Below are 26,186 nucleotides of genomic sequence, written 5' to 3' on the forward strand. Positions count from 1 at the left end.
TGGACGTCCCTCAGGCGACCGCCAGCTCCAGCGCGGCAAGGCGCTGCGGTTCCGCGATCACGTCGACCGCGGTGATCAGCCCACTGTCGGGGTGGACGGTGAAGGCGAGGACCAGGCGCAGCCGCCCGTTCGGGGCCATGGCCAGGCCGAGGACGCCGTCCAGGAGGGCCGGTCCGGTGAACTGGGCGCGTCCGGTGGCCGCCATGGCGCCCTTGGCGACCGTGTGCGCGCCGAGGACGACGACCGGCTCCGGGGTCGGGATGACGGCCGGGTCGGCGGTGAGGACCACGTCCGGGTGGAGCAGCGCGACCAGCGCCTCGAAGTCGCCGGTACGGGTCGCCGCCAGGAACGCGGATACGGCCTGCTGCTGGCGGGAGGAGTCGGGCACGGCGGGGGTGGTGCCCCGGACCCGGCGCCGGGCGCGGCTCGCGAGCTGGCGGGCGGAGGCGGGGGTGCGCTCCAGGATCGCGGCGATCTCGTCGAAGGGGATCGCGAAGAGGTCGTGCAGGACGAAGGCGAGGCGTTCGTCGGGAGTGAGGGTGTCGAGCACGACGAGGAGGGCGATGCCCACGGCGTCGGCGGCCTCCACCTCCTGCTCGGGGCTGGGGCGGCCGTCCGGACGGTCGGCGCCGTAGGCGGTCTCCAGTTCCTCCTCGCGGCGCGATGCGCGGGAGCGCAGGACGTTGAGGCAGGTCCGGGTGGCGATGGTGGTGAGCCAGCCGCCGGTGTTGGCCACCTCGCTCGTATCGGCGGCGGAGGCCCGTAGCCAGGTCTCCTGCACCGCGTCCTCGGCCTCCGCGAGCGAGCCGAGCATACGGTAGGCGACCGCGCGCAGGTGTGAGCGGTGGGCCTCGAAATCCTCGGCCCGCAGGCTGCTCCTCGCGCGGCCCTCTTGGTTCCCCCCGCGACCCTCCGGGCCCTCCCCAAGGCCCTTCCCGGGACTCTTTTCAAGATTCTTTTCGTCCATCTGTCACATCCCCCCACAGCGGCGTGTCAGAGCAGCAGAACCGAAGCTCGCACACCACAGAACAAGCAACTTAGGGGTACATGATGACTGTTGACGCCACGATCCTGGTCACCGGCGGTACGGGCACGCTCGGCAGCCACGTCCTCCCGCTGCTGCGCCAGGCGGCGCCCGCCACACCGGTGCGGGTGCTCAGCCGCAGCGAGCGGCAGGACACCGAGGGGATCACCTACGTCACCGGCGACCTGAAGACCGGCGAGGGCGTCGCCGACGCGCTGGCCGGGGTGGACACGGTGCTACACCTGGCCGGCGGCGCCAAGGGCGACGACGTGGTCGCGGGCCACCTGGTCGAGGCGGCCAAGGCCGCCGGGGTGAAGCACATCGTGCACATCTCGGTGATCGGCGCGGACCGGATGCCGATGGCGTGGTTCGCGACGCAGCGCGCGGCGGAGGACGCCATCACCGGCTCGGGCATCCCGTGGACGATGCTGCGGGCCGCCCAGTTCCACGACCTGGTGCACGACATGGTCTCCAAGATGGCCAAGCTGCCGCTCGTTCCGGCACCCGGGATGCGCCTGGAGCCGGTCGACGTACGGGACGTCGCGCAGCGCCTTGTCGAGCTGGCGCTCGGCGAACCGGCCGGTCTGGTGGCCGAGTTGGCGGGACCGAAGGTGTACACGATGGACGACGTGGTCCGCTCCTACCTGGGCGCCACCGGACGCCGCCGCCCGGTCCTTGGCATGCGGATGCCCGGCAAGGCGGGCCGCGCGTACCGCGAGGGCGTGAACCTCGCTCCGGCGGCGGGCGCGGTGCACGGCGGGCGCACCTGGGAGGCGTTCCTGGCCGAGCGGGTGGCCTGAAGCCCCGCACCGCCGCCCGGAACAAACCGGAACAAAGCCGCGCATGCCGCCCGGAGCAAGGGCCCGGGCGGCGCGCAAAGAGCGGCGGAAGCGAGAGGCGTCAGCCCGTCAGGCGGGACTCGTCCTCGTCCCGCAGCAGCCCGCACCAGTCGCGCAGTGCCGTCTCCAGGCCGGCGACCTCCTCGTCCGTCAGGTGCAGGGAAGGCGCGAACCGCAGGGTGTTCGGGGCGCTGGCCGTCGGCAGGACCCGGATGCGGTGGGCGCCGAGGAGGTACCCGGCGGCGACGTAGCCGAGGATGCCGCCCTGAGCGGCTCCGCTGATCGTCGGCGACGCGGACGCGGACTGGTCGTGGAACTCCAGGCCCTGCAACAGGCCCTTGCCGCGCGTGTCCTTGACGACCTCGGGGAAGTCGGCACGTACGCGGTCGAGCGCCGCGCGCAGCGCCTCGCCGCGCTCCACGACCTGGCGGTAGGCAGCGCCGCCGTCCGCTTCGAGGAGTTCGATGACCTTGAGCGCGATGGCGGTGGAGAAGCCGTCCTTGGCGAAGGTCGAGCTGTGCACCAGCTCGAACTCCCCCCGGTAGCGGCTCTGGTGGACCAGGACGACCGAGCTCTTGGCGATGCCGCCGCCCAGGCTCTTGGACAGGACGTAGTAGTCACCGCGCAGGCCCACGTGGGAGCTGGCGAGGAAAGCTCCGGTGCGGCCGAGGCCCGTCTGGATCTCGTCGATGAGGAGCGGGCAGTCCGCGTCGGCGGACACGCGCTGGATGTGCGCCGCGGCGTCCCGGTCGAGGGCGCGGATGCCGCCCTCGCCCTGGATCGGCTCGACGAGGAAGGCGCAGAAGGCGGGGAAGTCGCGCTCCACGACATCGGCGACACCGTCGGTGACCACCACGTCCAGGACGCGGGCCTGCGCCCGTACGCCGTCCACGGTCTTGGTGAGTACGTCGGGCTGGTCGTGCGGGACGAAGAGCGCCCGGGCGCCGAGGCCGCCGAACGCCGAGCGGAAGCCGCTGTTGTGGGTGAGCTGGACGCTGCCCATCAGCTTTCCGTGGAACGAGCCCTCCAGCGCGACGAGCACCGGCGGGCGTCCCGCCACCTCGCCGTTGTGCCGGGCCACGGCGCCGGCCAGGTGCTCGAAGGCGTCCTGCGGCGACCCGGACGGTGTTTCCGCGGCGGCCTTGCGGTAGGCGGATTCCGCCACCGTGAGGGTGCCTTCCCTCGCCGCCTCGCGCGCCTGCTCGATGTGCGCCTCGATCTCGCCCATCAGGGCCCCGACCTTGAGCACCCGGTCGAACTCCGCGTGCTTGACGCCCGTTTCGATCGCTTCGGCGCCCGTGCTGGCGAAGTGCGCGAAGTAGGGCTCGGTGGCTCCGGTCTCGCGGGCGACGATCTCGTTGAGCTTTGCCGCGAGCCGGTTCGCCTCGGGGTGGCGTGAGAACTGGGCGTAGACCGGGATGCCGGAATCCAGAACGGACTTCGCGTGGGCCGTTATCTCGGCATTGTTGTGGCCCAGGATCAGTGACGCGTATCCGCCGCAGTAGTCGGTGACCGGAATTTCATCGCCGTCGGCGTCGAGGTGGAAGACCGTGTTGCCTTCGGCCCGGACATATTCGACGCCGAGGCCCGAACTCGACAGCACGGTGGTCAAATACGGCTCGGTGAGCTGGGGTTCCGTCGCTGCCGATTCCATCATCTCTCCTCCGGTGTGGGGAGGCAGACACTCTCCCGTCCCCCGCTGTGCCAGCACGATTTGCGTGAGCCTAGGGAATGTCGGCGGGCGGGGAAACAGCCGCCGGTAATACGCCGGTAATCCTGCGCGGGCCATGGATTGTGCCCGTGCGATGGGCGTGCCGTGGGTGGCCTGCCCCTACTTTGGGCTGCGTTCTTCCGACTGTTCCGATCGTTGCGGCTGTTCCGGACGTAGCAACTGTTCCTGACGTGGCAACTGTTCCGATCGTTGCGACCGTCGCAAATAGAAACTCGGAAGGTCGCGTAACGACTACGAGGAGCGGCTCGCCATGAAATCTCGCGCAGAAGGCCACGCGGTCGTCCTGGGCGCCGGTCCGGCCGGCCTCTTCGCGGCCCGGGTACTGGCCGACGTCTACGGGCGGGTGACCGTCGTGGAGCGGGACGACCCCGCCGACGAGCAGCGGCGCGGGGTCCCGCAGAGCGGACACGCGCACGACTTCCTGGCCCGCGGCTACCAGATCGCGGAGGAGTTGTTCCCCGGTGTCGGCGAGGAGATGGTGGCCGGCGGCGCCAACGCCGCGGACATCGCCAGGGACGTCCGCTGGGTGATCGGCGGCCATCCCCTGGTCAAGGGCGACTCCGGCCTCTCCACCGTGATCAGCTCCCGCATCTTCAGGGAGCGCCATCTGCGCGCCCGCACCGAAGCGCTCCCGCAGGTGACGCTGCTCGGCGGCCGGGACGTCGCCGGGCTCTCCTTCTCCGGCGACGGAAGCGTCGTCGACGGGGTGTTCCTGGGGCCCGACGGCGGCGAGAAGCTGGCCGCCGACCTCGTCGTGGATGCCACGGGCCGTGGCTCGCGCACCCCCGTATGGCTGGAGGAGCACGGTCACGGGCGGGTCGAGGAGGAGAAGCTCAAGGTCGACGTGGGGTACGCGACCCGCTTCGTACGGGCGCCCGCCGACGCCTTCGCCGGTGACGTCTGCATCAACATCGTCGCCACCCCCGACTCCCCGCGCGGCGGCTCGTGCCAGCGGGTGGAGGGCGACCGTGCCGTGGTGACGCTCTACGGCGTGCTCGGGGACCACCCGCCCACCGATGCCGAGGGCTTCCACACCTTCGCCAAGTCCCTGGCCGCCCCGGACATCCACGAGATCCTGGAGGCCGCCGAGCCGCTGACGGAGGCGCGCCGCTACCGCTTCCCGGCCAGCCTGCGGCGGCGCTACGAGCGCCTTGGCTCCTTCCCCCGCGGCCTGCTGATGCTGGGCGACGCCGTGTGCAGCCTCAATCCGCGCTACGGGCAGGGCATGGCGTTCGCCGCCATGCAGGCCCTGGCCCTGCGCGATCACCTGCGCGAGGACGGGGAAGGGGCGGAGCCCGCCGCGTACTTCCGGCGCCTCACCGAGCAGGTCGTCGATCCGGTCTGGACGATGACGCTGCTCAGCGATCTCAGCTTCCCCGGCGTCCAGGGCGAGCGGACGCCGGAAACGCTGCAAGCCCTCGAACTGGTGGGCCGGACCCAGATCGCGGCGACCCTCGACGGCTCCCTGGCCCTCAGCTGCCTGCGGGTCTTCGGGCTGCTCGACCCGCCGACCGCGCTCATGGATCCCGCGATCCAGGAGCGCGTACAAGAAACGCTGTCCCGTCTCCCGGCATGAACCGGCTCCGGAACAGAACGCAATCCAGTAACCGATAGGGGAAATTGAGCATGGATCTGGGGTACGCAGGCAAGTCGGTCGTGATCACCGCGGCGGGCCGGGGCATCGGAGCGGCGACAGCCCGCACCTTCCTGGCGGAGGGCGCGCGCGTCCTGGGCGCGGACCTGAACGTGTCCGCGGAGCTCAAGGAGAGCGGCGCGCTCACCTTCGAGGGCGACCTGACGACCGAAGAGGGCGCCAAGCTGCTCGCCCAGCGGGCGGCCGAGGAGTTCCCGGACGGCGTCGACGTCCTGGTCAACGGCGTCGGCGGCCTCGCCGGCATGCCGATCACGGGCCTGGACGGGCTCACCGAGGAGGTCTGGCAGCGCGGCTTCGACCTCAACCTGAACTCCGCGGTCCGGGTGACCCGTGAACTGCTGCCCCAGCTGCGGGAGGCCGTGGTCAGCATCGCTTCCAGCGTCGGCCGCTGGCCGAGCCAGGGCCCGTACTTCTACGCGTCGTCGAAGGCGGCCCTGCGGGCGTGGTCCAAGGGTCTCGCCGACGACCTCGGCCCGCGCGGAATCCGCGTGAACTCGGTGTCCCCCGGGCTGATCACGACGCCGCTGTGGGACGAGTACGGGCCCCGGCTGAGCAAGGAGTGGGGCGTCGAGTCCTTCGAGCAGTTCGCGGAGGAGTTCCCGGCGATGGCCCATGTCACGGCCGGCCGCTGGGGCACGCCGCAGGAGGTCGCCAACCTGATCGCCTTCCTGGGCTCGCCCGCCGCCTCGTACATCACCGGGGCCGACTACCTCATCGACGGCGGCATGGAGAAGGTCCTCTGACCTTGGGCCTCTGGCCTTGGACCGCTGGCCTTGACCGCCTCTGACCAGTGACCTCACAGGATTCCGTCGGCCTCCCACGAGGCCGGCGGAACGGAAAAGCACCCGACGAAAGGAATGACGACATGAACACCAACCCGGCCCCGGGACTCCTCGGCGAAGTCCTCGAGGCGAACGCGGACCACCCGTCGGGCAGCGTGGACCTTGTCTCCGCCCTTCCCGGCGAGCGCACCGAGGTACAGGCCAAGAGCGGTGCCGTGAAGACCCTCACGATCAGCTACTGGCACTGCTGCTGACCCTTCATCACCGCAGGCCCGGCGAAGACCCTCAGGTCTCGCCGGGCCTGCCTTGTGCCACCGACCGGAAGCCGACTGGAAGGGGATCGTCATGTCCGGGACGGAAGAGAGCCGGAGCGCCGGGCCGTCCGGCACCGCCGCGCAGCAGGCTCGGACGCTGTACGTCACCGAACGCCTGGCGGGCGCGCCCCCGGCGGAGCCGCGCTCCGGTACGGGCGGCGACAGCAGGTTCGCCGGATGGCAGCGGATGGCCCCCTTCCGCGACGCGTCGTCCTTCGCGGACAACCTGCGGACCGCGGGGGTCGGTCCCGACCAGCTGCGGCTCCTCCTGGGCGAGGACCCGGCGGACGTGGCGGCCCGGCTGCCCGGTGCCTTTCCCCCGGCCTGGGCCGGGCCCTTCGCAGATGCCTGCGAGAGGTACGGCGCCGGGAGCGGGGCACAGGACGGGCACGGCGGCGACCGGCCGGACCCGCCGCTGCCGCCCCTGATGCGCCTGGCCGAGCCGCTCGTGCGCCGCGCCCGCGCCCGGCTGCGGGCACAACTGGACGCGGATCCCGCCGTCGAGGACATCAAGGGCCTCGCCGACGCGCTGTGTTCGGACCTTCCCTTGCAACAGCTCGACATGACGCTCGGCCCCACCGTCATCCTCGAGGTCAATCTGGCGCGCGAGCGGAACTCGCTGGACGGCTCCACGCCAAAGGAGCGGTTCGCCGCCTTCACCGAGCGACTCACCACGCCCGGATACCGGGCGGAGTTCTGGGCCCGGTATCCCGTACTGGCCCGCCGTGTCACCGAAGTCATGGAGCAGTGGGTCACGACCCGTCTGCGGTTCGCCCGCCATCTGCGCGATGACCTGTGCGAGGTCACGCACGCCTTGACGGCCCGTCACTTGGCGGAGCAGGCGCCCTCCGTGAGTGCGGTCGCCTTCGGGCAGGGCGATACGCACAACGGCGGCCAGAGCGTGGCCCGGGTGGACTTCACCGACGGCGGCGCCGTCATCTACAAGCCGCGCTCCCTCGGTGTGGACACCGCCTTCAACGCACTCGTCGCCCGCTTCGTCCACGACAGCGGCCTTGAGCTGAGCACTCCGCGGGTGGTGGACCGCGGCGACCACGGGTGGGTCGAGCTGGTGCGGCCCGGCCCGTGCGCGTCGCCGCGGGAGGCGGCCGAGTTCTACCGGCGCCTCGGGGCCCTGCTCTGTCTCGTCTACGTCCTCAACGGCACCGACCTGCACCACGAGAACCTCATCGCGGCGGGCGCCCATCCCGTCCTCATCGACCTGGAGGCGCTCTTCCACCCGGCGGGCGGCAGCGCCGCCGTATGGGAACCCGGCAACCCCGCGACGGCCGACCCGGCGGCGGAAGTGCTGCGCGCCTCCGTCTTCACCAGCGGCCTGCTGCCCGGCAAGACCCTGGTCGGCCAGGAGTCGGGCCGCACCAGGACCACCGACCTGAGCGGCATCAACGGCTCCGGCGGGCAGCCGTGGCTGGTGCCCGTCCTCGTCCCGCAGGACATGGGCACCGACAGAATCCGCCTGGTCAGCCGGGAAGTAGAGGTCCCGGCCGCCGACAACCGCCCCCGCACCGCCGACGGAGCCCTGATCAACCCGGGCGAGTACACCGACGCCGTCCTCGCGGGGTTCCGCACCGGGTACGAGTGGCTGCGGGAACACCGCGCCGAACTGCTCGCCCCCGGCGGCCTGATCGACGGGTTCGCCGGGCATCCGGTGCGCTATCTGCATCGCGCCACCTATGTGTACGGCCAGGTCCTCACGGAGAGCTTCCATCCCACCTTCGCCCGCGACGCCCTGGACCGCGAGCAGAGCGTGGCCCGCCTGTGCTCCGGCTGGCAGGGGGCGCCGCACCGGGAAATGATCGTCCGCAGCGAACTGGACGCGCTCCTGAGCGGCGACATCCCCTTCTTCCAAGTTCTGCCGGAAGCACGGGACTTGCTGCTCGACAACGGCCTGCGCATCCCGGACTTTCTCGCCGAGTCGCCGCTGGATCTCGTACGAAGGCGCCTGCGCCGTCTGGGGCGCGACGACCGCGAGCGGCAGGAGTGGATCATCGGGGCGGCCTTCGCGGAGCTCTGCCCGCCCGAAAGCCGCCGCACGGCCCCCGCCGGCTCGGGCCGGGGTACGGGAACCGCCGCGACCGGCGGCTCCGCGCTGCCCGCAAGGGCGCTCGGCGCGGCGGAGGAGATCGGTGACCGGCTCATGCGCCTTGCCTCCGTCAGCGGAGACCGGGTCGGCTGGCTGGGCACACGCACGGTCGCCGCGGGGGTGAGCGACATCGAACCGGTGGGTGCGGACCTCTATGCGGGCACGTCGGGGATCGGGCTCTTCTTCCGGGCGCTCGGCCACGTCAGCGGTCGGCAGCGGTACGCGGACTTCGCCGATCTGGTGGCCGCGGATGTCGTACGGCGTGTCACGTCGCCGGTGGCCGCCGAGCCCCGACCAGCGGACGGCGCACCGGCTTTGGGCGCCTTCTCGCCCGCTCTGAGCGCACTGTTCCTGATGAGTCACGAGAGGCGGGCTGCCGGCTCGACCCGTTCCTACGAAGCGGTCCGTGACGCCCTGCTGCCCCGTCTTGACGAGGCCATCGCGCTCGACGGGCAACTGGACGTCTTCGGCGGCAGCGCGGGCGTCGTCCTGGTGCTCCTGAGCGCCCTCGCCGTCGACGACGATCCGCGGCTGACGGCCACGGCCAAGCGCGCCGCGGACCAGCTGCTCGCCCGCACCGAGACGATGCCGGTCGGCGCCGCCTGGCGGAACGAGAGCGTGCACAGCGAACGGCCCATCACCGGTCTCGCGCACGGCACTTCGGGCATCCTCATGGCGCTCTCCCGCCTCGCTGACGTGGTCCACGACGAGCGTTACCGCACCGCCGCGGCCCGGGCGCTCGCCTACGAGGCGGCTGCCTTCGACGCCGAAGCGGGCAACTGGCCGGATCTTCGCGAGGAAGCCGCCGAGCGGTTCCGCTCGGCGTGGTGTCACGGCGCGGCGGGCATCGCCCTGTCGCGCTTCGACCTCATGGGCGTACCGGAGCTGCGGGACGACGCGGTCCGTGACGTGGCGGCCGCGCTGCGCGTGACGCCGCCGAGCCGCGGCAACCACAGCATCTGCCACGGCGATCTGGGCAACCTCGAACTGTTCCTGCTGGCCGAGCGGCAGGGCCTTGCGGAGCCGGGGGAGGCCGATCGGCGGTTGGCCGCGTGCCTGCGGAGCGCTCGCCGCGACGGCTGGCGGTGCGGGTCCCCGGACGGCGCCGAGGTGCCCGGCCTGTTCACCGGGCTCGCGGGCATCGGCTACAACCTGCTGCGGCTGACCGCTCCGGACGCGGTGCCGTCGGCCCTGCTGCTGCATCCCCCGGCGTGACCTGTGGGCAGGGCGAAGGCGGGCCGCGTGTCGCGGGCCGCCGTCGCCCTGCCGGGAGTGGCCGCCGGGTCACCGGGGCCGTGCGGTGGGGCTCAGGTGCGGCGTGACACGGGTATCACGTAGCGGCTGAAGAGGAGTTCGCGCAGTACGTCGTCGCCGCCCTCGACGATCGACACGTACCGCATGTCCCTGAGCAGCTTTCCGATCGGGAGTTCGTTCGTGTAGCCGAGTCCGCCGAACATCTCGGAGCCGGCGCTCGCGATGCTCCAGCCCGCCTGGCCGCAGAAAATCTTCGCCGTGAGGGCCGACTTCAGTGTTCCCTTCCGGGAGAACACCTTGGCGGGGTCGGGCCCCGCCATGATCTCGTCGTACTCGCGGGCGGCCTTGAGGCAGTGGCTCTTCATGACGTCGATCTGCATTTCCATCTGCCCCAGCTTCTGCGCGAGGACCGGGCTCTCCAGGAGGGAGCCGCCGCGGAACTGCTTCTCCTTCGCGTACGTCATGCAGTGGTCCCGTATCCGCCGGGCGATGCCGATCGCGCTCGCCGCGATGAGGGTCCGGCTGGCGTTGAGCCCGGTCTCCAGGAGCCGCAGGCCGGAGCCGGACAGCTGGTTGGCGGCGGGCACCCGGCAGTTGTCCAGCTTCACCTCGTAGGTGTGCGAGGCGCGAAGGCCGATGACGTCCCAGCGTTTGACGATCTCGACGCCGGGGGTGTCCCTCGGGACGACGACCGCGAGGTACTCGTCCGGATCGTCGGCGGCCTTGGCGACGACGAGCAGGAAGTCGGCGAATTCCGCGTTGGTGGCGAAGAACTTCTCGCCGGTCAGGACGAGATCGTTCCCGGATCGCGCGGCGACCGTCCCGATCCTGTTCAGCTCGCTTCCGGCCTCGCGTTCGCTGCCGAGGGCGGCGCAGGACGTGCCGCCGGCCGCCATGGGCTTCAGACAGCGGGCCTTGAGGTCGTCCGATCCGTAGAGCCGGACCACGGTGCTGCCGAGGATCGACACGAGCAGCGTGAAGGCCACCCCGGCGTCGCCGTACGCGATCTCGTTGACGATCTCGACGCCGTCCTCCAGGGAGAGCCCGCGGCCCCCGGACTCCTCGGGCAGCCACCAGTTGGCGAGCCCCGTCGCGCGGAAGTCCTCATACAGCGGCAGGGGTTTCTCCGACAGGGAGTCCAACTGTGTGTCCGCACCGTCCAGTTTGCTCTTGACGAACTGTCGGATAATCTCCAGGTCTTGAGGTTCCATTGCAGCAATTTAACGCCGGTCACCCACCGTGCGGGCACCCCTGCGGAACCCTCCTCGATTACCGGGCAATTACCGGACGGAGAGCAGCGTTCTCCATTTATCCTCCATCCTGTTTCCACGTCTTCCTGTCACCATGAACTGTCACCATGAATTCGACGGCCGACACGGCGTGATCCGCCTCGCCGGCGCAGCGCCCGGGGCGTATCGGGAGCAGAAAGGAGACTCGGGCCGATGAGGTTCGACGACCTGTACATCACCGGAGTCGGCGTCCACATACCCGGCCGGGTCGCGGTCGCGGACGCCGTGGAGCGCGGCGACTTCGACGAGCGGCTCGCACGCCACACCGACCTGGCCTCCATCGCCGTATCGGACGGTGTGTCGGCGCCGGAGATGGCGGCCGAGGCCGCCCGCACGGCACTGCGGCGCTCCGGGACCGTCCCGCTGGACGTCGAGCTGATCCTGCACGCCGACGTCTACTACCAGGGGCACGACCTGTGGGCCCCCGTCTCCTACATCCAGCGCGAGGCGGTGGGCAACCGCTGCCCCGCCATCGAGGTGCGCCAGTTGTCCAACGGCGGCATGGCGGCCATGGAGCTGGCCGCGGGCATGCTCAGCGGCGGCCTGCGCAACAGCTCGGCCCTGCTGACCACCGGCGACCGGTTCTGCGAGCCGGGCTTCGACCGCTGGGGCGGCGACCCGGGCACCGTGTACGGCGACGCGGGCACCGCGCTCGTCCTGTCCCGCCAGCCGGGCTTCGCGCAGCTGCGCAGCCTGTGCACCGTCTCCGAGCCTGAGCTGGAGGAGATGCACCGGGGCGACGACCCGTTCGGGGCGGAGCCGTTCGAGGTCCGCCAGCCCATGGACCTGGAGGCGACGAAGCAGGCGTTCATCAACAAGGTGGGCGTCTCGTACAGCGTCGCGCGCGTACGGGCGGGCCAGTCGGAGGTGCTGAAGCGGGCGCTCAACGAAGCCGGCTGCGAACTCTCCGACATCGACTGGTTCGTGCTGCCGCACTTCGGGCGCCGCCGCCTCACGCAGACGTTCCTGCGGCCGTGGAGCCTCGACCCGGCGGCGACCACCTGGTCCTGGGGCAGGACCGTGGGGCACCTCGGCGCGGGCGACCAGTTCGCGGGCCTCGCCTACCTCGCCGAGTCGGGCAGCGCCAAGCCCGGGCAGCGCATCCTGCTCGCGGGCATCGGGGCCGGGTTCACCTGGTCGTGCGCGGTGGTGGAGATGCGGCGGGCGCCTTCCTGGGACAACCCGTAAACGAAATTCTCCGGATCCGGTAATTGGTAACAGGTCGCTCCTCGGGCGCGGCAGAACACATTGTTACCGGCTCATGGTTGCTCCTGATTAAGGTTTCCACCGGTGCGGAGAAGTTATTCGGAGAGCCTCATTCCGGTGGGAGACATCAGTGTTTACAGAACCGTCCGGCGGCGAACTTCAGGTGGACAGGATCGCGGTCGTCGGTATGTCTTGCCGGGAGGGCGAGGACACCGGGACCGGCGAACCCGAACTGTCTGAAGCGCTCGCCCCGTCAGACGCATTCGACGCGGAGTTCTTCGGGCTCTCCGCGAGCGAGGCCGAGGCCCTGGAACCGCGTCACCGGCTGCTGCTCGAACTGGCCTGGGAGGCGCTGGAGGACGCCGCCGTCGTCCCCGCCTCGCTGCGCGGCACCCCGGCGGCCGGAGTGTTCGCCGGGGCGTCCTCGGACGGGGGCGCGGCGGCCGGGAACGGGAGCGCGGTTCCGGACGTGAGCGCGGCCCGGATCTCCCGCGGCCTGGGGCTCTCCGGTCCGAGCCTGACCGCAGCTCCGGGCCCGAACTCCTCGTCGGCCGCCCTGCACCGGGCCTGCGAGAGCCTGCGCGGCGGCGAGATCACCACCGCGCTCGTGGCGGGGCCGCTCGTGCAGCCGTCGCCGGACGGCCGCACCTCTGAGGCATCCGGCGCCCTCGCGGACACCGGCGCCGCAGTTCTCGTGCTCAAGCCGCTGAGCCTCGCCCTGGCCGACGGCGACCGCGTCCACGGAGTCATCGCAGCCGGCGTCACGAGCGCGGACGGCGACCCCGCGGACGGCGACCCCGCGGCCGACGTCACCAGCCTTTACCGGGCGCTGCTGAGCCTGCGCGACGGAGGCACGCCGCTCGGAGGCACGCCGCTCGGAGGCACGCCGCTCGACGGCATCGTCGAAGCGGCCCCGCCCCTCGACCACGCCGCGACCGCGGGCGGCAGCACACCCGCCGTGGTCCCCTGGCCCCTGTCGGGCCGTACCCCCACGGCCCTGCGCCGCCAGGCGGCCGCGCTGCTCGCCCGCGTCGAGGACGACCAGGCCGTGCGCCCGCAGGACATCGGCTGGTCCCTGGCGAGCGGTCGCACCACGTTCTCCCACCGTGCCGTCGCCGTCGGCGGCAGCCGGGAGGAACTGCTCGCCTCGCTGCGGGAGGTGGCCGACGGACACACCTTCGCCGGACCCGTCGCCGACCCGGACCGCACACGCACCGTCTTCGTCTTCCCCGACGCTTTCCCCGACACCGCCGACAGCTCTGACGGCACCGGCATCTCCCGCCTGGCCGAGTCGGCAGCCGAACTGTGGGACGCATCGCCCGTCTTCGCCGCACGCATGGCCGAATGCGCCGACGCCATGGCCGAGTTCGCGGACTGGAACCTCACCGAGGTGATCCGGGGCACAGCAGGCGGCGCCTCACCGGCCGACTCCCCCGCGATCGCGCGGGCCGTGCGTTTCGCGCACACGGTGTCGCTCGCCGAGGTGTGGCGCTCGTACGGCGTGGTCCCGCACCGGATCGTGGCGGAGACGGGCGGGGCCGTGGCCGCCGCCTGCGTCGCGGGATCGCTCTCGCTGCGTGACGCCGTGCGCGCCGTCACCTCGGCGTCCCGGCTCCCCGTGCACCTGTCGCCCGCCGAGGGCTCCGTACCGTGCCATCTGGTGTCCGGCGACGGGCTCCAGGAGGCCGTCCGTGCGGTCCTGGACGACGGCAGCACGGTCTTCGTGGAGATCTCGCACCATCCGGTCCTTGCCGGTGAACTGATGCGGGCCGCGGCGGAGATGGACCGATCGTGCGCAGTCATCGGCTCCCTGCGGAACACCGAGCCCGCCTGGCGCAGACTGACGACCTCCCTGGCCGAGGCGTACGTGAAGGGCCTGGCCGTCGACTGGCGGCACGCCTTCGACGGCGGTGACGCGCGCCGCGTGGACCTGCCGCCCTACGCCTTCGCGAGCGGCCGGCGCGAGGAGCGGGCGCCGCGGCGTCCGGAACCGCCGGTCCATCAGGAGAGCGCGGGCACGCAGCGGGACAGCAAGGAGCTGGTGCGGCTCGTTCTCGCGACTGCCACCGCCGTCCTCGACGACGAGCAGTTCGGCCTCGCCGAGAAGAGCGTGTCGTTCAAGGATCTCGGCTTCGATTCGCAGTCCGCCATGACCGTGACGAACCGGCTCGCCGAGGCGACCGGCCTGCAACTGCCCGCCACCCTGCTGTTCGACCACCCCACTCCCGAGGCGGTGGCGGGCTTTCTGGAGGATCTGCGCAACGGAGTCACCAGGAAGCCCGGCCAGGCAGCGGCCAACCCGGGTCCGGCGGTCTCCCGCCGCGTCCGGCAGGACGAACCGATCGCCATCATCGGCATGGCCTGCCGGTATCCCGGCGGAGTTACTTCGCCGGAGGACCTGTGGCGGATCGTCGCCGAGGGCCGCGACGTCATCTCGCCCTTCCCCACCGACCGGGGCTGGAGCGAGGACCTCTACGACCCGGACCCGGCGAGCTCCGGGCGCAGCTACACGAAGAGCGGCGGATTCCTGCACGACGTGGGCGACTTCGACGCCGCGTTCTTCGGGATCTCGCCCCGCGACGCGCTGGCGATGGACCCGCAGCAGCGGCTGGTCCTCGAAACGTCCTGGGAGGCCGTCGAACGGGCGAGGCTCGACCCGCGCACTCTCCAGGGAACGACCACCGGCGTGTTCATCGGCGCCATGGCCCCCGACTACGGCCCCCGCATGCACGAGGCCCCGCAGGACGTCGAAGGGCACGTACTGACCGGCAGCACGGCCAGCATCATCTCCGGGCGCATCTCCTATCAGCTCGGCCTGACCGGGCCCGCGCTCACCATCGACACGGCCTGCTCCTCGTCCCTCGTGGCGCTGCACACGGCCATGCGTTCCCTGCGCACGCAGGAGTCCGGCCTGGCGCTGGCGGGCGGTGTGACCGTCATGGCGACGCCCGGCATGTTCGTGGAGTTCTCCCGGCAGCGGGGCCTGTCGGCGGACGGCCGCTGCAAGTCGTTCGCGGCGGCGGCCGACGGCACCGGCTGGGCCGAGGGCGCCGGGATGCTGCTGCTGGAGCGCCTGTCGGACGCGCGGCGCCTCGGCCATGAGGTCCTTGGGGTGTTGCGGGGTTCGGCGGTCAACCAGGACGGTGCGTCCAACGGACTGACCGCGCCCAACGGGCCCTCGCAGGAGCGGGTCATACGTGACGCGCTCGCCGATGCCGGGCTCAACCCCGGCGACGTCGACGTGGTCGAAGCACACGGTACGGGGACACGGCTCGGTGACCCGATCGAGGCGCAGGCCCTGCAAGCGATCTACGGCCACAACCGCAGGAACGACCAGCCGCTGTATCTGGGCTCGCTGAAGTCGAACATCGGACACAGCCAGGCCGCCGCGGGAGTCGGCGGCGTCATCAAGATGGTGCAGGCCATGCGGCACGCCACCATGCCCCGCACCCTCCACGTCGATGAACCCACCCCGCACATCGACTGGGACTCCGCCGCCATGGAACTCCTGGTGGAGGAACGGCCCTGGCCGCGCACCGGCGACCGGCCCGCCCGCGCCGCCGTCTCCTCCTTCGGTATCAGCGGCACCAATGCCCACGTGATCCTGGAGGCGGCTGAGAGCGAGGCAGCTCAGAGCCCCGCCGCGCACCGGTCCGACCCGAAGGCTGACGGGACCGCCGCGACCGAGGCGGTACGAGAGGGTGAGCCCGGCGGCTCGCTGCTACCACTGCCCTGGGCCCTGTCCGCCCGCAGTGCCGACGGTCTGCGTGCGCAGGCCCGCCGCTTGCTCGACCTCGCCGCAGCACGGCCCGGCCTCTCCCCTGCCGACATCGGTTACTCGCTCGCCACGACCCGCAGCGCCTTCGAACACCGGGCCGTTGTCCTGGGCCGGAGCAAGGCCGACTTCCTGGAGCGGCTGGAGTCCCTGGCCGCCGGCGCCTCCCACCCGGAGGTGATCACGGGGCACGCACCCGGTCACCTCAGCAGCGCGTTCGTGTTCTCGGGCCAGGGTGCGCAGCGAATCGGCATGGGCCGTGAACTAGCCGCCGCTGTACCGGAGTTCGCCTCTGCGCTCGACGACGTGTGCAAGCACCTCGACCAGCTTCTCGACCGCCCCCTGCGTGAGGTGATGTTCGCCGCCGAGGGCGACACCGACGCCGAGCTGCTCCACCGGACCGAATACACCCAGCCCGCCCTGTTCGCCGTAGAGGTGGCCCTGTTCCGGCTGCTGCAGAGTTGGGGTCTGCAACCGGACTTCGTCGCCGGGCACTCCATCGGCGAGATCGCCGCGGCCCACGTCGCCGGAGTCATGTCCCTGCAAGACGCCGCCCAACTGGTCACCGCACGCGGCAGGTTGATGGGCGCGGCCCGCAATGACGGCGCCATGATTGCCGTCGGTGCCCCCGAGGAGGAAGTCGCCGCGGATCTGGCGGGCCTGACCGGCGTCGACATCGCGGCGGTCAACGGCCCCGAAGCCACCGTCGTCTCCGGTGACGCAGGCATCCTCGACCAGCTGGCCGGGCAGTGGCGCGAGCGCGGCCTGCGCACCTCACGCCTCCGTGTCAGCCACGCCTTCCACTCCGCGCACATGGACACCGCGCTCGACGAGTTCCGTCAGATCGCGGCCGGGCTCGACCTCAACGAGCCGACCATCCCACTGATATCCACGGTCACCGGCACGCTCGCCGCCCCCGGCGAACTGACCACGCCCGACTACTGGGTCCGCCAACTGCGCGGCACCGTCCGCTTCCACGACGCCATCCGCACGCTGGAGGACGAAGGCGTCGACCTGTGCCTCGAAGTCGGCCCCGACGCCGTACTCACCGGAATGATCCGCAACGCCCGGGGCGAAGACGAAGGCGCCATGACTGCCGTGCCTCTGCTGCGTGCCCGGCATTCCGAGACCGAGGTGCTCAGCGCGGGCCTGGCCCGGGCCCGGGTGCGCGGCGCGCACGTCGACCTCGCCGCGTTCTTCCCCGGAGCGGCCGCCGTCGACCTGCCCACCTACGCCTTCCGGCACAGCCGCTACTGGCTGGCCTCCGTGCGGCGGACGGCCGGGCCCGACACCTCTCGGCACCCGCTCCTCGACACGGTCGTCGAACTCGCCGGCCGGGACGAGACGGTTCTGAGCGGCCGTGTCAGCTCCGACGATCACCCCTGGCTCGTCGACCACACGATCGACGGCAACGTGATCCTTCCGGCGACCGCGTTCCTCGAACTCGCCGCCACGGCGGCCGACCGTACCGGCGCAGCGGGCGTGGAACAGCTGACCCTGGAGGCGCCCCTGCGCCTGCTCAAGGGCGAGGCTCTCCGGCTCCAGATCATCGTCCAGGCACCTGACCAGGACGGCATCAGGGCATTCTCCGTCCACGCACGGCCCGCCGACGCGGACGGCGAGGACACCGTGCCCTGGACCCGTTACGCGAGCGGCAGCCTCACCCCCGAGGGTGCGACCGCCCCGGATTCCGCCACCTTCGAGGCCCTGCGCAGCTGGCCCCCGCAGCACGCCACCGAGATCCCGCTGGACGGCGTCTACGCCCGCATGGCGGACCTCGGCTACGAGTACGGCCCCGCGTTCCAGGGACTGCGGGACCTGTGGCGGCGCGGAGAGGAGCTGTACGCGGAGGTCGAGCTGCCCGGTCAGCTCCATGACGCGGCAGGTGAGTTCGCCGTGCATCCGGCGCTGCTGGATGCGGCGATCCAGCCTCTGGTCGTATCGGCGTCCGAGGAACTCGCGTCCGGAGACCTCCTTCGGCTGCCCTTCGACTGGCGTGGCGCCGCGTTCTGGAACCCCGAAGGCCTCACGGGCCTGCGTGTACGACTCACGCCCTCGGGCAGCGACGACACCGCCATCGCGATCACCGACCAGCACGGTTCTCCCGTGGCGCAGGCTCGCGCACTGACGATGCGGCCGGTTTCCCGGCGGCAGTTCACCGGCCAGTTCGGTGCGGGGGCTGCCGCCCTGCACGCCGTGGAGTGGCAGCCGGTCACGGCTCCGGAGTCCGGCGAAGCCCCCGAGAAGCTGGTGTACATCACCGATCACCTGCCCGATGACGTCGGTACGACCGTCCTCCAGGTACCGCCGCTCAACAGCACCGACGCGGATGTCGCCGCTGGGGTGCACGGTGTCGTGGGCGGGGTTCTGGAGTGGGTACGGGCGTGGCTGGGCGATGCCCGCTTCGAGGACTCGCGGCTGGTCGTGGTGACGCGCGGTGCGGTCGGGAGCCCGGGCGCGGCGGACCTGGCGGGGGCCTCCGTGTGGGGGCTGCTGCGGTCGGCGCAGTCGGAGTATCCGGGCCGGATCGTACTGGCGGACCTGGAGGAGACCGGAACCGCGGAGCCGGCCGGGCTGCTGCCAGCCATCGCCGCGTCCGGACTTGACCAAGTCGCCGTACGTGAGGGGCAGTTGCTGGCTCCGCGCCTGGTGCGCAACGCCGCCACCGGTGCGGGTCCGGAGTGGGGTGACGGCACGGTCCTGGTGACCGGCGCGACCGGCACCCTGGGCGCTGTCGCGGCCCGTCACCTCGTACGGGAACACGGCATCCGGGATCTGCTGCTGCTCAGCCGCAGCGGCGAATCGGCAGCCGGAGCAACGGAGTTGCGTGCCGAGCTGGAAGGGCTCGGGGCGCGCGTCACGATCGCCGCGTGTGATGTCGCCGACCGTGGAGAGCTCGCGGCCGTACTGGCAGGCGTGCCTGCGGACCGGCCTCTGGTCGGTGTGGTGCACACGGCGGGTGTGGCCGAGGACGGCGTGCTGTCCGAGATGAGCCAGGAGCAGCTGGAGCGGGTTCTTCGGCCCAAGGTCGACGGCGCCTGGAACCTGCACGAGCTGACCCGCGAGCTCGATCTGAAGGCCTTTGTCCTCTACTCCTCGCTCGCCGGACTCTTCGGCACGGCAGGCCAGGCCAACTACGCGGCAGGCAACGCCTTCTTGGACGGCCTCGCCGCCCTGCGACGCACCCAGCAACTCCCCGCCACATCCATGGTGTGGGGCCTGTGGGAGGAATCCAGCGGCATCAGCGGCGAACTCAGCGAGGTCGACCTGCGACGCCTGAGCCGCATGGGACTGCGCGCGCTGCCGTCCGCCGAGGCCATGGGCCTGTTCGACACGGCCCTCGCGGCGGACGAACCGGTAGTGGCCCTCACCGGCATCGACACCAACGCCCTGCGCACGCGAACCGACGACGTACCCGACCTCCTGAAAGCACTGGTACCCGCGGCGCGGCGGCCACGCACTGCCGCCGACAGCAAGACCGACAGCAAGACAGGCGGCAAGCCCGGCAACGGAACCAGCAGCGAGACCAGCGGTGCGCAACCACACTCACTGGCGGCGCAACTCGCGGGCCTGTCCGCCGACGAGCGCGAGCGGTCCCTGACCGACCTCGTACGCGGGGTGGTCGCCGACATCCTGGGCCATGACGATCCGAGCGAGGTCGAAGCGGACCGCGCCTTCCAGGAGTTGGGCTTTGACTCCCTCAACGCCGTCGAGCTGCGCAACCGCCTGAACAAGCTGAGCGGACTCCGGCTGACCAACACCGTCGTCTTCGACTACCCCTCCGTCGGCGCGCTGGCGGGCTTCCTCAACGGCCAACTCGTCGTCGAGGAAAGCCCCGCGCCCGCTGCCCTGCCCGCCGCCCCCGACAGCGGTCCGGTGTCGCCGCTGCTCCAGCGGCTGGCCGGTCTCCACGAGGACGAGCGGAAGCGGGCAGTCGTGGAGGTGGTGCAGGAAGAGGTCGCGGACATCCTGGGCCACGACGATCCGAGCGAGATCGAAGCGGACCGCGCCTTCCAGGAGTTGGGGTTCGATTCGCTGAGCGCGGTGGAGTTGCGGAACCGGTTGAACAAGGTGAGCGGCGTGCGGTTCGCGAACACCGTCGTCTTCGACTACCCCTCGGTCGGTGCGCTCGCCGGGTTCCTCGACGGGCAACTGGCCGACCGGATCGACCAGCTCACCAGGGCCGCGCGAGGCGGGAGCGCACCGGACACCGTGTTCTCGCACCTGGGCGAGCTGGAGGAGCGTATCCGCGGCGTCGGCGACGACGACACGCTGCGGCGGCAGATCACCGAGCAGTTGCAGCGACTCCTGGAGCTGACCGGGGCCGGGCTGGACGAAGACCTCGATTCCGCCAGCGACGAAGAGCTCTTCGCGCTGGTGGACGGGGCCGAGTAGCCGCGCATCGGCAGGCGGCGGCCGGGCCAGCACCGACCCCCGCCTGACCGGCCCGTACACCCCGCTTCACCTCACACATGAACTTTGAAGGGTTGGATTCTGATGGCGGACGAGAAGGAACTCCGGGAGTACCTCAAGCGCGCGATAGCCGATGCGCGGGACGCGCGGGGCCGGCTGCGTGAGGTGGAGGAGAAGGCGCGGGAGCCGATCGCGATCGTGGGGATGGCCTGCCGCTATCCGGGCGGTGTCACGGACGCGGAGAGCCTGTGGAACCTGGTAGAGCAGGGCGTCGACGCGGTCTCGCCGTTCCCGACGGACCGCGGCTGGCGCGAGGACCTGCACGACCCTGATCCGGACAGCGTGGGCAAGTCGTATGTGACCGAGGGCGGATTCCTCGACGACGTGAGCGGGTTCGACCCGTCCTTCTTCGGGATGTCTCCGCGCGAGGCCACGGTGGCGGACCCGCAGCAGCGGCTGCTCCTGGAGACCACCTGGGAGGCGATGGAGAACGCGGGCGTGGTGCCTGCCACTCTGCGCGGCAGCCGCACCGGCGTGTTCGTCGGCCAGATGTACCACGACTACGGCGCGCGCCCCAACCTCCCCAAGGAGGGCTACGAGGGGAACCTCGTCAGCAACAGCATGGGCAGCATCGCCGCAGGTCGGGTGGCCTACACGTTCGGCTTTGAAGGGCCGACCGTGTCCGTGGACACGGCGTGCTCATCGTCGCTGGTCGCGATGCACATGGGGGCGACTGCGCTGCGCCGGGGCGAGTGCGATCTGGCCTTCGCCGGGGGTGTGACGGTGCTGTCCACCCCTGTTTCGTTCGTGGAGTTCTCGCGGCAGCGGGGTCTGGCAGCCGACGGCCGCTGCAAGTCGTTCGCGGCGGCGGCGGACGGCACCGGCTGGGCCGAGGGCGCGGGCGTACTGCTGCTGGAGCGCCTGTCGGACGCGCGGCGCCTCGGCCACGAGGTGCTCGGGCTGCTGCGCGGATCTGCCGTCAACCAGGACGGCGCGTCCAACGGGCTCACCGCGCCCAACGGGCCCTCCCAGGAGCGGGTCATACGCGACGCGCTGGCCGATGCCGGGCTCAATCCCGGCGACGTCGACGTGGTCGAAGCACACGGCACGGGGACACGGCTCGGTGACCCGATCGAAGCGCAGGCACTCCAGGCCACCTACGGCCACAACCGCAACAAGAGCCAGCCGCTCTACCTCGGCTCGCTGAAGTCGAACATCGGACACAGCCAGGCCGCCGCGGGAGTCGGCGGCGTGATCAAAATGGTGCAGGCCATGCGACACGGCACCATGCCCCGCACCCTCCACGTCGACCGGCCCACGCCGGAAATCGACTGGGACTCCGCCGCCATGGAACTCCTCGTCGAAGCACAGCCCTGGCCGCACGCCGGCGACCGGCCCGCCCGCGCCGCCGTCTCCTCCTTCGGCCTCGGCGGGACCAACGCCCACGTGGTCCTGGAGGCGGCCCCCGCGATACCCGGGGAGCAGGGACAGGAAGAGGAGGCCCGGGACAACGCCGGCGGTGCGGTGGTGCCGTGGGTCTTGTCGGGGCGTTCGACGGAAGCGGTCCGTGCGCAGGCAGCACGCCTGGCCGAGCACATCGCTGCCGCCGAGGTCGCCGATGTGGCCTGGTCGCTGGTGTCGAGCCGTGCGCTGCTGGAGACGGGCGCGGTCGTCGCGGGCCGGAACCGGGAAGAGCAGCTGGCGGCCCTGAAGGCGCTGGCCACCGGTGCGACCGATCCGGGTGTGGTGGTCCGGGAGCGCGCCCGCTCCGGGCGCCTTGGCTACGTGTTCTCGGGCCAGGGCGCCCAGCGTCTCGGCATGGGCCGTGAACTCGCCGAGCGCGTACCGCAGTTCGCCGCCGCGCTTGACGACGTGTGCAAGCACCTCGACAAGTTCCTGGAACGCCCCCTGCGTGAGGTGATGTTCGCCGCCGAGGGTGACACCGACGCCGGACTCCTACACCGGACCGAGTACACCCAGCCCGCGCTGTTCGCGGTGGAGGTGGCCCTGTTCCGGGTCCTCGAGGGCTGGGGAGTACGCCCCGACTACGTCGCCGGGCACTCCATCGGCGAGATCGCCGCGGCCCACGCCGCCGGGGTCATGTCCCTCCAGGACGCCGCCCAACTGGTCACCGCACGCGGCAGGTTGATGGGCTCGGCCCGCAACGACGGCGTCATGGTCGCCGTCGGCGCCGCCGAGCAGGACATCCTCGCCGACCTCGCCGGCCAGACCGGCGTCGACATCGCGGCGGTCAACGGCCCCGCGGCCACCGTGGTCTCCGGTGACACCCCGGCGCTGGACACGCTGACGGAGCGGTGGCGCGAGCGCGGCCTGCGCACGGCGCGCCTCCGCGTCAGCCATGCCTTCCACTCCCCGCACATGGACAGCGCCCTCGACGAGTACCGCCGGATCGTCGCCACTCTGCGCCTCAGCGACCCGGCCATCCCCTTGGTGTCCACGGTCACCGGCACGCTCGCCACTCCCGGCGAACTGACCACGCCCGACTACTGGGTCCGCCAACTGCGCGGCACCGTCCGCTTCCACGACGCCGTACGGGCCCTGCGAAAAGAGGGCGTGGCCGACTTCGTGGAGATCGGCCCCGACGGCGTCCTCAGCGCCATGATCGCGTCCGGGGCAGAAGGCGATCTGGGTGTGGTGGCACCCGCCCTGCGCCGCAAGCAGGACGAACCCACCACCCTCGCCCTGCTCCTGGGCCAGCTCCACACCCGCGGTGTCCGTGTCGACTGGCAGAAGGTGCTGCCCTCAGCCCGGCGCGTCACCCTGCCCACGTACCCCTTCCAGCGCCAGCGCTTCTGGCTGGAGGAGTCGGCATCCCCCGCTGACCCGGCCGCACTCGGCCTGGAGAACATCGAGCACCCGGTACTCGGCGCCGCCCTCGCCCTGGCCGGCACCGACGAGATCGTCCTCACCGGACACCTCTCGGCGCACACCCACCCCTGGATCAGCGACCACACCATCCACGACATGGTGCTCGTGCCGGGCACCGGCCTCCTCGAACTCGCCGCCCGCGCCGCCGACGAGGTCGGCTGCGACCGGGTCGATGAGCTGCGCCTCGTCGCGCCGATGGTGCTGCCGGAGCACGGCGGCATCCAGGTGTCCGTACGGGTGGGCACACCTGACGGCACCGGCCGGCGGGAGATCGGCATCTTCTCCCGCCCGGCCGACGCGGACGGCGGCCTGGACCGCACCTGGCACGTGCACGCCGAAGGAACCCTCACGACGAGGGAAGCGGGAGCAGATGCCGCCGCGGCCGCCGGTCTTACGGTGTGGCCGCCGGAGGGTGCCGCCGAAGTTCCGGTCGACGGCGTCTACGAGCGGCTGGTCGAGCAGGGTTACGCGTACGGCCCCGCGTTCCAGGGGATGCGCCGCGTGTGGCGGGGCGACGGCGAGGTGTTCGCCGAGATCCTCCTGCCGGAAGCCTGCCGCACGGACGCGTCCCGGTACGTGGTGCACCCCGCGCTCCTCGACGCGGCGCTGCACGCGCTCCTTCCGGGGATCGTCACGGACGACGAACAGTCGCAGCTGCCGTTCGCCTGGGGCGGTGTGAACGTGTACGGCGCGAACTCCGCTTCGCTGCGCGTCCGGCTCTCGCTGCCGGACCCCGCCGCCGCCGTGTCGGAGGTCTCGCTGACCGCGGTCGACGAGACCGGACGCCTTGTCGCCTCCGTGGAGTCCCTCGCCCTGCGTCCGGTGTCGAAGGAAGCGCTGGCCGAGGCGGGCGGAACGCGCGGCGACAACCAGTTCCTCATGAAGTGGGAGGCGGTGGAGGCCGGTCCGGCCGACGGACCGACCGGAGACTGGGCCGTCCTTGGCGCCCCGGAGAACCTTCCCGGAGGATCGCTTCCGGATGCGCCCGCGTACGCCGATGTCGCGGCCCTCGTCTCGGCCGTGAACCAGGACCAGGCATCCGTACCCGCCGTGGTCGTCGCACCGCTGGTACCGGGCCGCACCGCTGCCTCCACGGATGTTGCCGGTGGGGTGCGCGGTGTCGTGGGCGGGGTTCTGGAGTGGGTACGGGCGTGGCTGGGCGATGCCCGCTTCGAGGACTCGCGGCTGGTCGTGGTGACGCGCGGTGCGCTGGGTGCGGTCAAGGGCGAGGGTGTCGCGGACCTGGCGGGTGCCTCCGTGTGGGGGCTGCTGCGGTCGGCGCAGTCGGAGTATCCGGGCCGGATCGTCCTGGCGGACCTGGAGGAGACCGGATCCGAGGAGTCGGCCGGGCTGCTGTCAGCCATCGCCGCGTCCGGGCTTGAGCAAGTCGCTGTGCGGGGCGGGCAGTTGCTGGCACCGCGCCTGGTTCCTGCCGCCGCCACCGGTGCGGGTCCCGACTGGGGTGACGGCACGGTCCTGGTCAGCGGCGCGACCGGCACCCTGGGCGGCATCGTGGCCCGCCATCTCGTACGCGAGCACGGGGTGCGGTCGCTGCTGCTGCTCAGCCGCAGCGGTGAAGCGTCCACCGGGGCACCGGAGTTGCGTGCCGAGCTCGAAGAACTCGGCGCACAGGTCACCCTCGCCGCGTGTGATGTCGCCGACCGTGGCGCGCTCGCCGATGCGCTGGCGCGGGTGCCCGGGGAGCACCCCCTGACCGGTGTGGTGCACACCGCGGGTGTGGCCGAGGACGGCGTGCTGTCCGAGATGAGCCAGGAGCAGCTGGAGCGGGTCCTGCGGCCCAAGGTCGACGGCGCGTGGAACCTCCACGAGCTGACCCGCGAACTCGACCTGAAGGCCTTCGTCCTCTACTCCTCCCTCGCCGGACTCTTCGGCACCGCAGGCCAGGCCAACTACGCGGCGGGCAATACGTTCCTGGACGCGCTGGCCGCCATGCGCCGCGCCCAGGGCCTCCCCGCCGTATCCATGGTCTGGGGCCTGTGGGAAGAGTCCAGCGGCATCAGCGGCGAACTGAGCGAGGTCGACCTCCGGCGCCTGAGCCGCATGGGACTGCGCGCGCTGCCGTCCGCCGAGGCCATGGGCCTGTTCGACGCGGCCCTGACGTCGGACGAGCCGGTGGTGGCCCTGACCGGTGTGGACACCGGCGCCCTGCGGGCCAGGGGCGACGGCGTGCCCGCGCTGCTGCAAGGCCTCGTGCCCGCATCGCGCAAGCGGCGCTCCCCTGGCGGCGGGGACACCGGCGGGGAAGCGGAGTCCCTGGGCGCACGGCTCGCGAGCCTGTCCCCGGACGAGCGCGGGCGGGTCCTGACCGACCTGGTGCGCGGTGTGGTGGCCGGGATCCTCGGCCATGAGGACCCGCGGGAGATCGAGACGGACCGCGCCTTCCAGGAACTGGGCTTCGACTCCCTCAACGCGGTCGAACTGCGCAACCGCCTGAACGCACTGAGCGGACTGCGCCTGGCCAACACCGTCGTCTTCGACTACCCCTCCGTGGACGCGCTGGCCCGGCTCCTCGACGGACAGCTCACCGTCAAGGACGTCCCCGCACCCAACACGCTGCTCACCACGCTGGGCGGCCTCGAGGAAGGCATCCGGGGCGTCGGCGACGACGACGCGCTGCGGCGGCAGATCACCGAGCAGTTGCAGCGACTCCTGGAGCTGACCGGGGCCGGTCTCGGCGAAGATCCCGACTCGGCCGACGACCTCGATTCCGCCAGCGACGAAGAGCTCTTCGCACTGATCGACGGGGCCGAGTAGCCACGCATCGCCGGGCGGGGGGGCGGCCGGGCCCGGCCCCCCCCCCCCCCCCCCACCCCCACCCCCAACCAAAAAAGGGCCACACCCAGGGGCCCCGGCACAGGGTAAAGCGGGTGGGGGTGGAGTTGCCCCGGGGCCA

Annotated in this window: 11 protein-coding genes; 8 read left to right on the forward strand and 3 right to left on the reverse strand. The window is 71.7% G+C overall.

Translation table 11 applies throughout. From position 1 onward, the window contains the following. Nucleotides 1–10 precede the first annotated feature (10 nt). Nucleotides 11–967 carry a sigma-70 family RNA polymerase sigma factor gene (locus ACQKIP_RS00985; protein ID WP_427741830.1) on the reverse strand — a complete coding sequence of 319 codons (957 nt, stop codon included), beginning with the start codon at nucleotides 965–967 and terminating at the stop codon, nucleotides 11–13. An 80-nt stretch (nucleotides 968–1,047) separates the two neighbouring features. Between ACQKIP_RS00985 and ACQKIP_RS00990 the strand changes: the two genes are divergently transcribed. Continuing rightward, nucleotides 1,048–1,824, forward strand: coding sequence for an SDR family oxidoreductase (locus ACQKIP_RS00990; protein ID WP_427741832.1), 777 nt, complete (start codon nucleotides 1,048–1,050; stop codon nucleotides 1,822–1,824). Between the two features lie 100 nt (nucleotides 1,825–1,924). Here ACQKIP_RS00990 and ACQKIP_RS00995 read toward each other — a convergent pair whose 3' ends face one another. Continuing rightward, a complete protein-coding gene (locus ACQKIP_RS00995; protein ID WP_365863914.1) occupies nucleotides 1,925–3,517 on the reverse strand; it encodes an aspartate aminotransferase family protein in 1,593 nt (530 codons plus the stop codon). A 328-nt stretch (nucleotides 3,518–3,845) separates the two neighbouring features. Here ACQKIP_RS00995 and ACQKIP_RS01000 point away from each other — a divergent pair, with 328 nt between their 5' ends. The 4 genes from ACQKIP_RS01000 to ACQKIP_RS01015 all read left to right on the forward strand — a co-directional run bounded on the left by ACQKIP_RS01000 (nucleotide 3,846) and on the right by ACQKIP_RS01015 (nucleotide 9,661). Further along, a complete protein-coding gene (locus tag ACQKIP_RS01000; RefSeq protein WP_365863912.1) occupies nucleotides 3,846–5,171 on the forward strand; it encodes an FAD-dependent oxidoreductase in 1,326 nt (441 codons plus the stop codon). 50 nt (nucleotides 5,172–5,221) lie between these two features. After that, nucleotides 5,222–5,992, forward strand: a complete 771-nt coding sequence (locus ACQKIP_RS01005; RefSeq protein ID WP_365863910.1) for an SDR family NAD(P)-dependent oxidoreductase — start codon at nucleotides 5,222–5,224, stop codon at nucleotides 5,990–5,992. 122 nt (nucleotides 5,993–6,114) lie between these two features. After that, a complete protein-coding gene (locus ACQKIP_RS01010; RefSeq protein ID WP_365863909.1) occupies nucleotides 6,115–6,285 on the forward strand; it encodes a hypothetical protein in 171 nt (56 codons plus the stop codon). A 91-nt stretch (nucleotides 6,286–6,376) separates the two neighbouring features. After that, the gene (locus ACQKIP_RS01015) at nucleotides 6,377–9,661 is read left to right on the forward strand and encodes a type 2 lanthipeptide synthetase LanM family protein (protein ID WP_365863907.1); all 3,285 of its coding nucleotides are present in this window, start codon (nucleotides 6,377–6,379) and stop codon (nucleotides 9,659–9,661) included. Between the two features lie 92 nt (nucleotides 9,662–9,753). Here ACQKIP_RS01015 and ACQKIP_RS01020 read toward each other — a convergent pair whose 3' ends face one another. Continuing rightward, nucleotides 9,754–10,911, reverse strand: coding sequence for an acyl-CoA dehydrogenase family protein (locus ACQKIP_RS01020; RefSeq protein ID WP_365863905.1), 1,158 nt, complete (start codon nucleotides 10,909–10,911; stop codon nucleotides 9,754–9,756). 231 nt (nucleotides 10,912–11,142) lie between these two features. On the opposite strand from ACQKIP_RS01020, the gene ACQKIP_RS01025 reads away from it, so the two are divergent. The 3 genes from ACQKIP_RS01025 (at nucleotide 11,143) to ACQKIP_RS01035 (ending at nucleotide 26,047) form a co-directional block, all read left to right on the forward strand. Further along, nucleotides 11,143–12,177 (forward strand): ketoacyl-ACP synthase III family protein, encoded by a 1,035-nt coding sequence (locus tag ACQKIP_RS01025; RefSeq protein WP_365863903.1) that lies wholly within the window; start codon nucleotides 11,143–11,145, stop codon nucleotides 12,175–12,177. Nucleotides 12,178–12,325: 148 nt separating this feature from the next. Continuing rightward, nucleotides 12,326–20,365: an SDR family NAD(P)-dependent oxidoreductase gene (locus tag ACQKIP_RS01030; RefSeq protein WP_365863901.1), complete on the forward strand. Its 8,040-nt coding sequence runs from the start codon at nucleotides 12,326–12,328 to the stop codon at nucleotides 20,363–20,365. Nucleotides 20,366–20,467: 102 nt separating this feature from the next. Beyond that, nucleotides 20,468–26,047, forward strand: a complete 5,580-nt coding sequence (locus ACQKIP_RS01035) for a type I polyketide synthase (RefSeq protein ID WP_365863899.1) — start codon at nucleotides 20,468–20,470, stop codon at nucleotides 26,045–26,047. Nucleotides 26,048–26,186: the final 139 nt, after the last annotated feature.

Origin of the sequence: Streptomyces sp. NPDC059900 (assembly GCF_050270335.1) — a bacterium.
In the GTDB taxonomy this organism is placed as follows: Bacteria; Actinomycetota; Actinomycetes; order Streptomycetales; family Streptomycetaceae; genus Streptomyces.